Source organism: Actinobaculum massiliense, assembly GCF_001457435.1.
In the GTDB taxonomy this organism is placed as follows: Bacteria; Actinomycetota; Actinomycetes; order Actinomycetales; family Actinomycetaceae; genus Actinobaculum; species Actinobaculum massiliense.
Map to the genome: position 1 here is coordinate 381706 of NZ_LN881716.1, position 14468 is coordinate 396173.

Sequence of the window (14468 nt, forward strand, 5' to 3'; positions counted from 1 at the left end):
CCGCGTCCGGGCTTAGAACACCGATCCGTCTACCACGCGCACGCCGCCACGATCGGCGGAGGTGGTAAGTGCGGCGTAAGCACGCAGGGCTTTGGATACCTTCCGGTCGCGAGACTTCGGACGCCAGGGGGCCGGGCCTTTTTGCGCCCGGCGCCGTTCAAGTTCTTCCTCGGGCACGTCTACGCGTAGCTCGCGGTGAGGGATGTCGATAATAATCCGGTCGCCTTCTTCCACCAGGCCAATTGGCCCGCCTGCCGCGGCTTCCGGGGAGATATGCCCAATGGAAAGGCCGGATGTACCCCCCGAAAAACGCCCGTCCGTAATGAGCCCGCACACTTTCCCCAGCCCGAGGCCCTTGAGGAACGAGGTGGGATAAAGCATTTCTTGCATGCCTGGCCCACCCTTGGGGCCTTCGTAGCGGATTAAGACCACGTCGCCGGGATTCACCTGCTTGGAAAGAATCAGCTGAACCGCGTCTTCTTGGGACTCCACCACCCGCGCCGGGCCCTCGAAGTGGAACAGCGATTCGTCCACGCCGGCGGTTTTCACCACCGCTCCATCCGGGGCAATGTTTCCCCGCAAAACACAAAGCCCGCCATCCTTCGTATAGGCATGGTCGGCATCCCGAATACAGCCCTCCACCGAATCTGTATCGAGGCTCTCCCACGTGACGTCCTGGGAAAACGCCTTGGTGGTTCGCACCCGCCCGGGCGCTGCCGAGAAGCGGTCAATAGCCTCCGGCGAGGGGTTCGGACCGCGAATATCCCATTTTTCTAGCCAGCTCTTAAAGTCATCCGAATGGACCGAGTGCACAGAATCCTTAAGCATCCCCGCCCGATACATTTCCCCGAGTAGCGCTGGGATTCCACCCGCGCGGTGGAAATCTTCAATGTGGAAGCGCTGCGAATTCGGCGCCACCTTCGACAGACAGGGCACTCGCCGCGAGAGCGCATCAATATCCGCCAGGGTGAAGTCCACCGCCGCCTCCTGCGCGGTTGCCAAAATGTGGAGCACGGTGTTCGTTGACCCACCCATCGCAATATCCATCGCCATCGCGTTCGTGAAGGCATCCTTGGTGGCTATGGAACGCGGAAGGATGGAATCATCGTCGTCGTCGTAAAACCTCTTAGCGAGCTTCACGATCATGTGCCCGGCTTCCACGAAAAGTTCGCGACGCCGCGTGGCGGTTGCCAGCGTGGATCCGTTTCCAGGCAGAGATAGCCCCAATGCCTCCGTCAGGCAGTTCATGGAGTTTGCCGTGAACATGCCCGAGCATGATCCGCAGGTGGGGCACGCGTTGGCTTCAATCTGGGCCAGTTCGTCGTCGGAAATGTCGTCGTTGGCAGATCCCGTCATCGCGTCAATAAGGTCGAGGCGATGGTCAATCACGCCCTCCACCGGCTCACCTGATTCCATGGGACCGCCGGAGACGAAAATGGTGGGGATATTCAGGCGCATGGCGGCTAGGAGCATTCCCGGGGTGATTTTGTCGCAGTTGGAGATACACACCAGCGCATCGGCGGTGTGCGCATTAACCATGTATTCGATGGAATCGGCGATGATCTCGCGCGACGGGAGCGAGTAGAGCATGCCGTCGTGGCCCATCGCGATACCGTCATCTACCGCGATGGTATTAAACTCGCGCCCTACCCCGCCTGCCTCGGCAATCGCCTCCGCCACAATCTTTCCGACGTTTCGCAAGTGGACGTGCCCGGGAACAAACTGCGTAAACGAGTTCGCAATGGCAATAATTGGCTTCCCGAAATCCCCGGATCCTAGCCCGGTAGCTCTCCACAGGGCTCGCGCACCGGCCATATTGCGGCCCGTCATTGATGTAGCTGAACGCAAACGCGGCATAGTTCCTCCCTTTCAGGTGCCGAGTTTAGGCCAGCCTTCGCGCCGAGCTGCGCACTGTCCGCATACTGTACACAAACTTAGGTTACCCTTACCCCTCCCCGCGATGCCTGTTGAGTCCGTCGCGAGCGCTGCCCGAGGCTCGGGCGGCGAGGTAACGAGGCGCTCCTAGCCGGCTGCGTTACCGCGGCGCGGAATGATCGCTAGTTCCCCGTCGGGAAGTTGGGCGACCCGGATCGGCCAGCCGTAAACGCGGGTCAGGAGGTCCGCCGAAAGCACCTCTCCCGGCTGGCCCTGCGCCACAATGCTTCCCTCGCTCATGAGGACGATGCGGTCGCAATACGCCGCGGCGAGCTGAATATCGTGCATAACGGCGATAACGGCCCTCCCCCGCGCGGCCAGCCGCGCGCAAATCTCCATCGTGCGCTGCTGATGCGAAATATCCAGCGCGGCGGTCGGCTCATCCAAGAACACAATCGGTGCATCTTGCGCCAGCACGCGGGCGAGTGTCACTCGCGCTTTTTCTCCACCCGAAAGCCGCGTGACATCTCGATCCTGCAGATGGATCACATCCGTTTCCCGCATAGCCGCGTCCACGCGAGCGGCGTCGTCGCGCCCCGGACCCTGCCCCATCTCCACGATGTCGCGCACCAGGTAAGCGAACGGAAAATCGGAAACTTGCGGCATAACCGCTCGCACGCGAGCAAGGTCGGCGCGCGAATACTCCGCCACTGCCCGCGAGCGCAGTTCTACGCTCCCCGAAGCGGGAATGAGGTCACCGGAAAGCACGCCCACCAGGGTGGATTTGCCGGTGCCGTTCGGGCCGAGCAACCCCACAACTTCACCCGCGCGAGCGGCGAGCGAAACTCCGCGCAACACCTCGCGGTGACCGTAGGAAAAATGGAGGTCGCGCGCCTCAACGGCGAGTTCGACAATTTCTCTCATCGCCCCGCAAACCCCCTCATGGTGCGCCGCAACAGCACGAAGAACGTGGGCCCGCCTACCAGGGCCGTGAAAATCCCAATCGGGAGCTCGGCGAACGGCACGATCGTGCGCGCGGCGAGGTCCGAGTACGTAATGAGCACCGCGCCGCCGAGCATCGAGGCGGGCACCAGGTAGCGATTGAGCGGACCAATCGCGAGGCGCAGAACGTGGGGGATGATCAGGCCCACGAAACCGATAACCCCCGCGAAGCACACCGCGGCGGCGGTCAACAGGGCGGACACGACGATTGCTCCGAGGCGAAGCGCCTGCACGTTCACCCCGACGTGGCCGGCGGCGCGGTCTCCGAGGGCGAGGGTGTCGAGGCGGCTCGCCATTGCGCCCGCGAGTGCGGTTCCAATCACGACGACGACACCGACGATTCCCACCTGACTCCAGGTTGCACCGGAGAGCGACCCCATCTGCCAGAACACGATTTGATCGCGGGCATTGGATTCAGCGGCGTAAATTGCGATCGAGGTGAGCGCCGAGCAAACGGCCTGCACCGCGATTCCGGTCAGCACAATGGTGAGGGATTCGGCTCGCCCGCCGCGGCGCGAGAGCGTGTACACCAACAACGCGGCCACCAACCCGGTGGCGAAAGCAGCAAGCGGTACCGAAAAACCGCCGAGGAGTTGGGGCACGAGGACGATGGCGATGGCGGCGCCGAGGGCCGCGCCCGAAGATACGCCAATAATTCCGGGCTCGGCGAGCGGGTTTGAAAAGATTGCCTGCATGACGGTACCGGCCACCGCCAGTGCGGCGCCGACCAGAATACCCAAGGCGATGCGGGGGAAACGAATGTTCCACAGCGCGCTCATCACATGCTCACCTTCGGGCGGGTCAGCGAGATTGAATTGCGCTAGGAATCCGCGCGTGACGTCGCCAAACTCAACCGGGAATTGGCCGAGGTGCGCGGAACCGAGTGCCCCGACGCAGAGCAGGATCGTGAGTACGGCGAAGGTCACGGCCCGCCGCGAGCGCCGCCGCGCCAGGCCGGTTTTTACTTCCGCCATTCTCACTCCCATCGCGCCGCGCGCCTAAGTGGCTTTGCTAGCCTAAGCGACCTTCCTCGCCTAGGCGGCTTCGCCTGCCTTGACGGCCTCGCCGGTCAAAGCGACCTACCAGCCAAAGCGGCCCGCCTAAGTGTTTCAGAATACCCTAGTTAATTCGTCGGCCGAGGTTAACGTCAAAATTATCAGGTGGCCGCGGTCCATGACCGCCACCACATCCGCGCCGTTGGCGGCCTCGACCCGATGGCTTACCTCAAGAATCGTCACGTCCGGAAGGGCCCGCGCCAGCGCTGCGCGGATCTCGGCTTCGAGCTCGATATTGAGGTTCGCGGCGAATTCGTCCAAGAGGAGCACCTTCGGGCGCATAAGGAGCGCGCGGGCAAGCGAAAGCCGCGCGGTTTGACCGCCGGAAAGCGCGTACCCGGAGGGTCGGCCGTGCGCCGGTTGCCCGCCCACCTTCGTGGCCAGTTGCTGAGGCATCTCCCGTACCTCGCCGGCAAGCTTGGCTACGTCTAGCGCCGCCCAGAGTTCTTCCTCAGATGCGCCGGGCGCGCCGAGCCGCAGATTATCCGCAATCGAACCGGCGATGAGCTGGTTCTTTTGGGACACCTGCACAACCGTGGCGCGTAGTGATTCGAGGGTCATCTGTGTGATGGGCGCACCGCCAATTCGAATCTGCCCAGAGTCCGGATCCGCGTAACGGTGCACCAGGTGCAGCAATGTGGACTTGCCGGATCCCGACCGGCCAAGGATCACCGCGCGCCCGCCAGCGGGAACCCGCAGCGATGCCTCGACTACCGCCGGCGCTGCGGCAATGGCCGCCGCGGCCCGTCCGCGCGCGCCCGCCGAGGCAGATTGCGTAGCCACCGCTTCCGCGCCCGAACCTCTATCGTTTTGCCGCGGGTAGCGGTAGCTCACGCCATCAATTTCCACTTCCGGTGCGCTATCAAACGTTGCGGTTACTTGCCCATCAGCCACCTGCATCGGGGAGTTGGCAATATCGTAGAGTCGGCGCGCGGCGGCAAGTGAGGCATCGACAGACGCCGTCGCCGCTTCAATAGAACGGGGAAGCACGAACAGGCGGAACACCGCCAAGGCAAGTGCGGCCGTCGTGGCGGAGTCGCCCGGGAAGCACATAATCGTGGCGGCAACCGCCACCACCGTGAGGGTGGCGTTGATACCCGAGCGGGCACCGGCCCAACCCCGCGCCACCGCCGAGGTGCGCGAAATTTGGGCGCCGATTCGGTCGGCCTGCTCAGCGCGCGCGGCGGCGTGCCCGAAAGCGAGGACCTCATCCATGCCGTAAAGCGAATCCGTCATGTGCTGGGAAAGCTCGCGACGCACGGCCAGCGTGCGATCGGTTCCCCGCAAGCTCGCGCCAAAGCCCAGGTAAGGCACAGCGAAAAGCGAGAATGCCAGGCACACAAGCGCCGGCACGAGCGCCACAAAATGCCCCGAACCGAGCGCGAGCCCCAGGCCCACGATGGGCGTGAGCACGTAGGCGGTAATCATCGGCGCCACGGTGTGGGCGTACACAACTTCGATCCGGTCCACGTCATCGGTCAGCGAAGTTAGTACTTCTCCCGATTTTTGACTCGCCACGATCGCGGGCGCCTTGGGCCACAGCCGCGAGAACACATACGTGCGCAGAATTTCCAGCGAACGGAAAGCCACATAATGCCCGGTGAACTGCTCGAGGTAGCGGAACAGAGCTTTGCACAGGGCCAGCACAATCACAATTCCGAGCAAGCCCCAGCGCGCGCCTCCCCCGCTCACCGAAGCCACCACCGCATAGGCAGCGAGGGCAAACATGGCAATATCGGAAAGCAAGTGAAGCGCGCGGAAAATCGTGGAAATTGCGAGCGGAGCAAGCACCGGCCGGGTAATCGAGGCGAGCCAACGCAAAATTCCGTTCGTCGTCGGCTGGGTTTCCTGGGTCTTATTCATGTCTCTCGCCTCGCTTTTCGTTGTGCGCCCCGGCCGATGCGTTCTCGGCCCCGCCAGCGAGCCGGCGAATTCCGGGTTCTCCGGCCCGCAACTCATAAATTTCGTCCGCGATCTCTAGCAAGCTATGCCGGTGGCTCACCATAAGCACCGTCCAATCGGCGGGCAAATCACGCAAGGCGGCGATAATTCGCGCCTCGGACTCGATATCGATCTGACTCGTCGCCTCGTCCAGGAACAGGATTCGCCGCCCGGATGCGAGCGCCCGCGCCAGCGCAATTCGCTGAGCCTGCCCACCCGAAATAAGCGCGGAATCTTCGCCGAGGTAGGTGTTGATTCCCTCGGGCATCGCCCGCACATCCTCACCCACCTGCGCCGCGTCCAGCGCGCGCCAAATTTCTTCGTCGCTCGCGCCCGGGGCAGCCATGCGCACATTATCCGCTACGGTTCCGGTAAACAGCCAGGTGTTTTGCGCAACTACCGCGCATTCGCGCCGCAGCTCGCCCGGCTTGCCGCGGCTCGCCCGCGCGCTTCCCACCGCGATCTGCCCGCTCTGGAGCGCCAGCGCCCCGCGGAGGAGGTTAAACAGCGTCGATTTTCCCGCGCCGCTGGGACCCACAAGGGCCACCTTGCTGCCAGGCCTAATCGTAAGGTCGACCCCGTCGAGCACCTTCCCGCGTCCGTAGTCAAAACTCACGTTTCGGGCGACGACGCCGCCGCTCGTCTCCAGCTCCAACATATCGGTTTCAGTTACCATCGCCGTTGCTTCGGCCGCCGGTTGCGCTTGGGGTAGCTGAGTCTTGCTGGGTTCAGCCGTGGCACCCGCACCGGGGTGACCGCCGCGATGAGCACTGGGGTGCTCGCCCCGCTCGGCGGGATGGCCAGCCGGATGCCCGCCGGGATGCTCACCGGCATGCCCAGCCGGATGCCCGCCAGACTGACCCGCCCCGGAGAGGTAGCGGGTGATGGCCTTTTGCGCCGCACGCCCGCCCATACCGATATAGAAGAATCCCGCGACGCGCGAGAGCGGATCCAGGAGTAGCACCGTCAGCAAAACAATAGTCAACGCTTCGGCGGTGCTTAGCGAAGCGCCACGCATCATCGCCAGGCCGGCAATTAGGCAAATAAGCAGCAAGCCGCACAGGCCGTCAACCACAATGATGACGATCTGGTTCCCGGCTAACAGCTTCATAATGGAGCGGCGGTTCGCCTCGCCCTTTTCCGCCAGATCTCGCTCAATGCGAGGCCCCGCGTTAAAGAGCCGAATCGTGCTCATATTACGAATGGCATCCAGATAAGCTGCGGATAATTCGCTCCGGCGTCGTCGATTAGCCCCGGAAGACTTGCGGAAGAACTTCATAAACACGCCCAGAAGCACCGGAATGAGCGGCATCGCAATCAGCCCGCCAATGCCGACCACCGGATCAATCGCCACCGCCATATAAATCAAAATTGCCGCCGGCGCGAGGAGCGAGCCGATAGTAGCGCCCAGATAATTCTGACGAAACTCGGTAACCCGCTCCACCGAATCGGTAAGCATGGATAGCAGGCGCCCGGCGGCGTAGGTCGAGGGGCTCCCTTTCTCCGAAAGCGCGAAACTGTGCCCGAGCAATCGCGCCCGTAAACGCCGTTCTTCTTCCCTAGCCGCCCGACCTCCGGTTTCCATCTCGGCGAAGGCGGCGATTCCGGCAAAAAGGGCGCATACGCCGAGCGCCACTACTTGCCCCACATCCGCGCTCGCTTCGCCCTCCGGGCGCGTAAAGAACCCGGTCGCGATCACCAGAGTTGCCGCGGTGAAGGCAATCGTCGCGAACCTCCACACGCCGGCAAGCGCCGCGCCGCGTTTTCCGCTTTGACTAATAATCTGCATCCTGAAAACCCACTCGGTTGCAAAAGCTAACTACGTTTACGCAGTATATTGACCCCGGCGCGAAGGCTCCACGATGCAAGCATGTTAGTCATCGCGCATCTACTTGCCGTAAACCACCTTCGCGGTCTCCAGAAGCATCTCTCCTGCCTGCGGCCCAAAGGAAAGTGACTGGTTATCGGGAATTTGAATAATCCGCTGGTGCTTGCCCGCGGTTGTTTCTGCCAACCCGGGTTGGGCGAGCAGGGCCTCTAGCCCTCCAAAACTCTCCAGCCCCTTCACCATCACAAAAATCACCTCGGGATCAGCAGCGAGCAGGGCCTCTTGCGAAGCCGGCACGGCCTGGGTGATCCCGTTAGCCGCGGCCATGTCCTTCATTCCCAGCGCCTCAATCAGATCCGTGACACCCGAGGAAGATCCGAGAATTGAAAATACGCCAGCTTGCGCACGGATATTGAGGAAAATGCCGCTCATAGGGTCCGCGGGCGTCCATTGCGCGATCTGTTCCTTAGCGTCGCGAATACTCTGAGCGGTTTGCACCGCAAGCGTCTCGCCCACACCGGGAACGCCGAGGGCAGTGGCAACTTCGCGCACCCGATCCGGCGCGCCGTCAAAGGAGTGGGCGTGTTTCACCTTGAGCACGGTGATCCCGGAAGCTCGCAACGTAGCGAGCTCACCCTCGCTCCCCCGCAGACTCCCGTCGGTCATGACCAACGACGGCGACTGAGCCAGAATCGCCTCGGAATTCACGGCATGTCCCTCGCGAGTCACCACCGGAACTCCCGCCAACCCACTGGCGGTGTCCGAGGCACTGCGACCAACGATGGTATTTTCCAACCCAAGGCCTATAACAGTGCGCGAAATTGACCCCGAAAGATCCAGGGTAACGATCCGCGAGGTATCCGTGATCGTGACGTCCTTATTATCCGCGTCCTTCACAGTAACCGGGAGTTGCGGCGCGGGCGCCTGCGCCACCGGAACGGGATCGCCCAAATCCGGAACAGTCCCCATTCCCCGCAACTGGCGCGGCCCCTCGCCAGCGCTATCTGCCGCCGGAACGCTGGCGCTTTGGGTCTGCTCCGTGATCGTTTCCATTTCCGACGACGCCGCACCGAGGGAACATCCACTAAGCACTAGAACCAATCCGGAAAGGCTTGCCCAGAACTTCCGACTCATAAAACGCTTCGACTCCCTGCCATACATTTAGCGACATCCAAAACTGGAACCGCTCTAGTTTCTGTCACGCCCGCGTATATTTCAACTCAAACACGGCACTTCTAGAAGATTTTTTACGCGACACCTTTGGCGCTGGCAACGATCTACGGATTACGAACGCGAAATGTTTCCTATTTACCCGGTGTGTTGTGTGTTGTGGTTGTTTGGGGGTATGCGGGAACGGGACCTGTCACCGAATAGGCTATCAACCTATCGGAACAGATCCCGTTCACTCTTTTTATTCACGAATGATGACGGCGGTGACCTACTCTCCCACACCCTCCCGAGTGCAGTACCATCGGCGCGGGCAGTCTTAGCTTCCGGGTTCGGAAAGGGACCGGGCGTTACCCTGCCGCTATAACCACCGTCAAACCAGTCAGGCACTCCATACACACCATGCCATAGCGTGGTAGCCCTGAATCGTATAGCAGACGCGAAACACGTTTCCCACAAAAAAGAAAGTAATCATAGGTGGTCGGCCATTAGTACCGGTCAGCTCCACCCCTCACAAGGCTTCCACCCCCGGCCTATCAACCCCATCATCTCTAGGGGGCCTCACCCACAAAAAATTGTGGCTGGAGAACTCATCTCGAAGCAGGCTTCCCGCTTAGATGCTTTCAGCGGTTATCCCTCCCGAACGTGGCCAACCAGCAATGCCCCTGGCGGAACAACTGGCACACTAGAGGTTCGTCCGTTCCGGTCCTCTCGTACTAGGAACAGCCCTTCTCAATTCTCCTACGCGCGCAGCGGATAGGGACCGAACTGTCTCACGACGTTCTGAACCCAGCTCGCGTACCGCTTTAATGGGCGAACAGCCCAACCCTTGGGACCTACTCCAGCCCCAGGATGCGACGAGCCGACATCGAGGTGCCAAACCATGCCGTCGATATGAACTCTTGGGCAGGATCAGCCTGTTATCCCCGGGGTACCTTTTATCCGTTGAGCGACGGCGCTTCCACAAGCCACCGCCGGATCACTAGTTCCTACTTTCGTACCTGCTCGACATGTCTGTCTCACAGTCAAGCCCCCTTGTGCACTTACACTCACCACCTGATTACCAACCAGGCCGAGGGAACCTTTGAGCGCCTCCGTTACCATTTAGGAGGCAACCGCCCCAGTTAAACTACCCACCAGGCACTGTCCCGGACCCGGATCACGGGCCACAGTTAGACATCCAGCACGACCAGAGTGGTATTTCAACAACGACTCCACAACAACTAGCGTCACTGCTTCACAGTCTCCCACCTATCCTACACAAGCCGAACCAAACACCAATACCAAGCTATAGTAAAGGTCCCGGGGTCTTTCCGTCCTGCTGCGCGAAACGAGCATCTTTACTCGTACTGCAATTTCACCGAGCTCGTGGTCGAGACAGCGGAGAAGTCGTTACGCCATTCGTGCAGGTCGGAACTTACCCGACAAGGAATTTCGCTACCTTAGGATGGTTATAGTTACCACCGCCGTTTACTGGGGCTTAACTTCCCAGCTTCACCCACAACGTGGGCTAACCAGTCCGATTAACCTTCCAGCACCGGGCAGGCGTCAGTCCGTATACATCGCCTTACAGCTTCGCACAGACCTGTGTTTTTGATAAACAGTCGCTTCTCCCTAGACTCTGCGACCCCCAACCCCTAGCCCGAAAAAGGCTTCAAAGCGAGGGCCCCCCTTCTCCCAAAGTTACGGGGGCATTTTGCCGAGTTCCTTAACCACGATTCACTCGCTAGCCTTAGTATGCTCTACCCAACTACCTGTGTCGGTTTCGGGTACGGGCGGCCCGGACCTCGCGTCGATGCTTTTCTCGGCAGCACAGGATCATCCTACTTCCCAGTCAAAACCAGTCACCATCAGGCCTCACCCACACGCCCCACGGATTTACCTGAGAGACGGGCTGCGCCCTTAGACGTGCCAAGCCATTAGGCACGCGGAACTACCACTCTGCGTCACACCTGTTAATACGCTTGCAACCCACACTTAGGACCCTGCGACTCCACCACCACCACACCCCCCAAAAAAATGGAAAGCATGACAACAGCTTCATGGCAGTTAGCATCAACGCGGGCTACACTGACGGTCCTACGCCGGTACCAGAATATGAACTGGTTACCCATCGACTACGCCTGTCGGCCTCGCCTTAGGACCCGACTAACCCAGGGCGGACAAACCTGCCCCTGGAACCCTTAGTCATACGGCCGGTGGGATTCTCACCCACCACTCGCTACTCATGCCTGCATTCTCACTCGCACCCAGTCCACGACCCATCACCAAGCCGCTTCACCCCAAGCACGACGCTCCCCTACCCAACAAACAAAAATTGTTGCCGCGGTTTCGGCGGTGTACTTAAGCCCCGCTACATTGTCGGCGCGGAACCACTTGACCAGTGAGCTATTACGCACTCTTTCAAGGATGGCTGCTTCTAAGCCAACCTCCTGGTTGTCACAGCAACTCCACATCCTTTCCCACTTAGCACACACTTAGGGGCCTTAACCGGCGATCTGGGCTGTTTCCCTCTCGACAATGGAGCTTATCCCCCACAGTCTCACTGCCACGCTCAACCTTGCAGCATTCGGAGTTTGGCTGACGTCAGTACCCCGGTCGGGGCCATCAGCCATCCAGTCGCTCTACCACCACAAGACACACGCAACGCTGCACCTAAATGCATTTCGGGGAGAACCAGCTATCACGGAGTTTGATTGGCCTTTCACCCCTACCCACAACTCATCCCCCAGGTTTTCAACCCTGGTGGGTTCGGACCTCCACACGCTCTTACACGCGCTTCACCCTGGTCATGGGTAGATCACCCCGCTTCGGGTCTAGAACATGCAACTCAAACGCCCTCTTCAGACTCGCTTTCGCTACGGCTACCCCACACGGGTTAACCTCGCCACATGCCACTAACTCGCAGGCTCATTCTTCAAAAGGCACGCCATCACCCCACAAAAAAGGCTCTGACGGATTGTAGGCGCCCGGTTTCAGGCACTATTTCACTCCCCTCCCGGGGTACTTTTCACCATTCCCTCACGGTACTATCCGCTATCGGTCACGACAGGTATTTAGCCTTACCAAGTGGTCTTGGCAGATTCACACGAGATTCCACGAGCCCCGTGCTACTCGGGAACACACCCACGCAGCCACACCAATTTCATCTACACGGCTATCACGCACTACGGCAGGCCATCCCAGACCCTTCAACTATCAGCATGGTTTATCACTACGCCCACCCACGTCGGTGAGTAGAAAAATGCGTCCCACAACCCCTCATATGCAACACCCGACGGCTCTCACACACACAAGGTTTAGACTCCTCCGCTTTCGCTCGCCACTACTCACGAAATATCTCTTCCAGCAGGTACTAAGATGTTTCACTTCCCCGCGTCACCACCCACCCCCTATCAATTCAAAAGGCAGGCGACCCGAAACAACTCGAGCCAGGTTCCCCCATTCGGACACCCTCGGATCACAGCTCGCTAGTCAACTCCCCGAGGCATATCGCAGACTGCAACGTCCTTCTTCGGCCCATCGTGCCAAGGCATCCACCGAACGCCCTAAAACACCTACAAAAAACTCAACAAAAACACGCACACAACCAACCAAAAAAAGGCCAGTCACGCACACGCAAAATTGCAGAAAAATGCTCGCGTCCACTATACGATTCACAACCACCACACCAACACCACACAACCAACCCCACAACAAGGCCAGCCACGCAGGCAGCACAGGCACCAAGTACCCAAGAGCCCAACAGTGTGCCAAACACCCCACCCACAACAGGCAGAAACCCCACACAAACATGAGGCCGTTCGCAGTTTCCAAAAAAAACAACCACGCAAAACACCAGGCCCAACACAGACCCAGCAACGCAGCTCCTTAGAAAGGAGGTGATCCAGCCGCACCTTCCGGTACGGCTACCTTGTTACGACTTCGTCCCAATCGCCAACCCCACCTTCGACCGCTCCCCCCAAAAGGTTAGGCCACGGGCTTCGGGTGTTGCCAACTTTCGTGACGTGACGGGCGGTGTGTACAAGGCCCGGGAACGTATTCACCGCGGCAATGCTGATCCGCGATTACTAGCGACTCCGACTTCACGAGGTCGAGTTGCAGACCCCGATCCGAACTGAGACCGGCTTTCAGAGATTCGCTCCACCTCACAGTATCGCAACCCACTGTACCGGCCATTGTAGCATGCGTGAAGCCCAAGACATAAGGGGCATGATGATTTGACGTCATCCCCACCTTCCTCCGAGTTAACCCCGGCAGTCTCTCGTGAGTCCCCACCATAACGCGCTGGCAACACGAGACAAGGGTTGCGCTCGTTGCGGGACTTAACCCAACATCTCACGACACGAGCTGACGACAACCATGCACCACCTGTACACCAGCCAAAAAGGCACACACATCTCTGCATGCTCCCGGTGTATGTCAAGCCTTGGTAAGGTTCTTCGCGTTGCATCGAATTAATCCGCATGCTCCGCCGCTTGTGCGGGCCCCCGTCAATTCCTTTGAGTTTTAGCCTTGCGGCCGTACTCCCCAGGCGGGGAACTTAATGCGTTAGCTACGGCGCAGAACCCCGGAAAAGGGCCCCACACCTAGTTCCCAACGTTTACAGCGTGGACTACCAGGGTATCTAATCCTGTTCGCTACCCACGCTTTCGCTCCTCAGCGTCAGTAATGGCCCAGTGACCTGCCTTCGCCATCGGTGTTCCTCCAGATATCTGCGCATTCCACCGCTACACCTGGAATTCCAGTCACCCCTACCACACTCAAGCCTGCCCGTACCCACTGCACGCGCGGAGTTAAGCCCCGCGTTTTCACAGCAGGCGCAACAAGCCGCCTACGAGCCCTTTACGCCCAATAATTCCGGACAACGCTCGCGCCCTACGTATTACCGCGGCTGCTGGCACGTAGTTAGCCGGCGCTTCTTCTGCACATACCCTCCACACGCAAAAAACGTGCCTTGTTCTGTACCGAAAGAGGTTTACAACCCGAAAGCCTTCATCCCTCACGCGGCGTCGCTGCATCAGGCTTGCGCCCATTGTGCAATATCCCCCACTGCTGCCTCCCGTAGGAGTCTGGGCCGTATCTCAGTCCCAATGTGGCCGACCACCCTCTCAGGCCGGCTACCCGTCACCGCCTTGGTAGGCCATCACCCCACCAACAAGCTGATAGGCCGCGAGCCCATCCCCAACCGAAAAAACTTTCCAACCCCCACCATGCGGTGAAAGAAGAATATGCAGTATTAGACCCAGTTTCCCAGGCTTATCCCACAGTTGAGGGCAGGTTACTCACGTAATACTCACCCGTTCGCCACTCGAGCACCCAACCAAAAAAGGAAGGGCCTTTCCGTTCGACTTGCATGTGTTAAGCACGCCGCCAGCGTTCGTCCTGAGCCAGGATCAAACTCTCCACAAAAAACAAAAAATGGAAAGCCAAACCAGCTCTCAAAAAAACAACACCCAACCAGAAAAAACCAGCCAAGCATCGACCCCCACACCAGCAGAGGATTTAACAAAAAAACAAACCAACAGAAAAAACTGTCAGTCCACCACAAACAATGTCCAACACACTATCAAGCACCCAAACACCACACCCGAACTCAT

At 59.8% G+C, this 14468-nt stretch carries 6 protein-coding genes and 3 rRNA genes; all 9 read right to left on the minus strand.

Translation table 11 applies throughout. The annotated features are described in order from the left end of the window. Positions 1 to 12 precede the first annotated feature (12 nt). Positions 13 to 1857 carry a dihydroxy-acid dehydratase gene (gene ilvD / locus BN2664_RS01905; RefSeq protein WP_007000534.1) on the minus strand — a complete coding sequence of 615 codons (1845 nt, stop codon included), beginning with the start codon at positions 1855 to 1857 and terminating at the stop codon, positions 13 to 15. 165 nt (positions 1858 to 2022) lie between these two features. Next, positions 2023 to 2799: a heme ABC transporter ATP-binding protein gene (locus BN2664_RS01910; protein ID WP_007000535.1), complete on the minus strand. Its 777-nt coding sequence runs from the start codon at positions 2797 to 2799 to the stop codon at positions 2023 to 2025. Further along, positions 2796 to 3851, minus strand: a complete 1056-nt coding sequence (locus BN2664_RS01915; RefSeq protein WP_007000536.1) for a FecCD family ABC transporter permease — start codon at positions 3849 to 3851, stop codon at positions 2796 to 2798. The genes BN2664_RS01910 and BN2664_RS01915 overlap by 4 nt, the downstream gene beginning before the upstream one ends. 135 nt (positions 3852 to 3986) lie before the next feature. After that, entirely contained in the window at positions 3987 to 5795 is a 1809-nt protein-coding gene (locus tag BN2664_RS01920) for an amino acid ABC transporter ATP-binding/permease protein (protein ID WP_007000537.1), read from the minus strand. Next, on the minus strand, positions 5788 to 7662 hold the full coding sequence (locus BN2664_RS01925) for an ATP-binding cassette domain-containing protein (RefSeq protein WP_007000538.1): 1875 nt from the start codon (positions 7660 to 7662) through the stop codon (positions 5788 to 5790). Before BN2664_RS01925 ends, BN2664_RS01920 begins: the two co-directional genes overlap by 8 nt. A 99-nt stretch (positions 7663 to 7761) precedes the next feature. Next, positions 7762 to 8835, minus strand: a complete 1074-nt coding sequence (locus BN2664_RS01930) for a heme/hemin ABC transporter substrate-binding protein (protein WP_051014085.1) — start codon at positions 8833 to 8835, stop codon at positions 7762 to 7764. 291 nt (positions 8836 to 9126) lie between these two features. Then, a 5S ribosomal RNA gene (rrf, locus tag BN2664_RS01935) occupies positions 9127 to 9243 on the minus strand. A gap of 94 nt (positions 9244 to 9337) precedes the next feature. Next, positions 9338 to 12431: ribosomal RNA gene (locus BN2664_RS01940) — 23S ribosomal RNA — on the minus strand. Positions 12432 to 12742: 311 nt separating this feature from the next. After that, positions 12743 to 14280, minus strand: a 16S ribosomal RNA gene (locus tag BN2664_RS01945). The 16S, 23S and 5S rRNA genes sit together here, the layout of an rRNA operon. Between the last annotated feature and the right edge of the window lie 188 nt (positions 14281 to 14468).

Coding starts and splice junctions, on each gene's coding strand:
- BN2664_RS01910 (WP_007000535.1), bottom strand. CDS start 2,799: ATGAGAGAAATTGTCGAACTCGCCGTTGAGGCGCGCGACCTCCATTTT.
- BN2664_RS01930 (WP_051014085.1), bottom strand. CDS start 8,835: ATGAGTCGGAAGTTCTGGGCAAGCCTTTCCGGATTGGTTCTAGTGCTT.
- BN2664_RS01925 (WP_007000538.1), bottom strand. CDS start 7,662: ATGCAGATTATTAGTCAAAGCGGAAAACGCGGCGCGGCGCTTGCCGGC.
- BN2664_RS01920 (WP_007000537.1), bottom strand. CDS start 5,795: ATGAATAAGACCCAGGAAACCCAGCCGACGACGAACGGAATTTTGCGT.
- BN2664_RS01915 (WP_007000536.1), bottom strand. CDS start 3,851: ATGGCGGAAGTAAAAACCGGCCTGGCGCGGCGGCGCTCGCGGCGGGCC.
- ilvD (WP_007000534.1), bottom strand. CDS start 1,857: ATGCCGCGTTTGCGTTCAGCTACATCAATGACGGGCCGCAATATGGCC.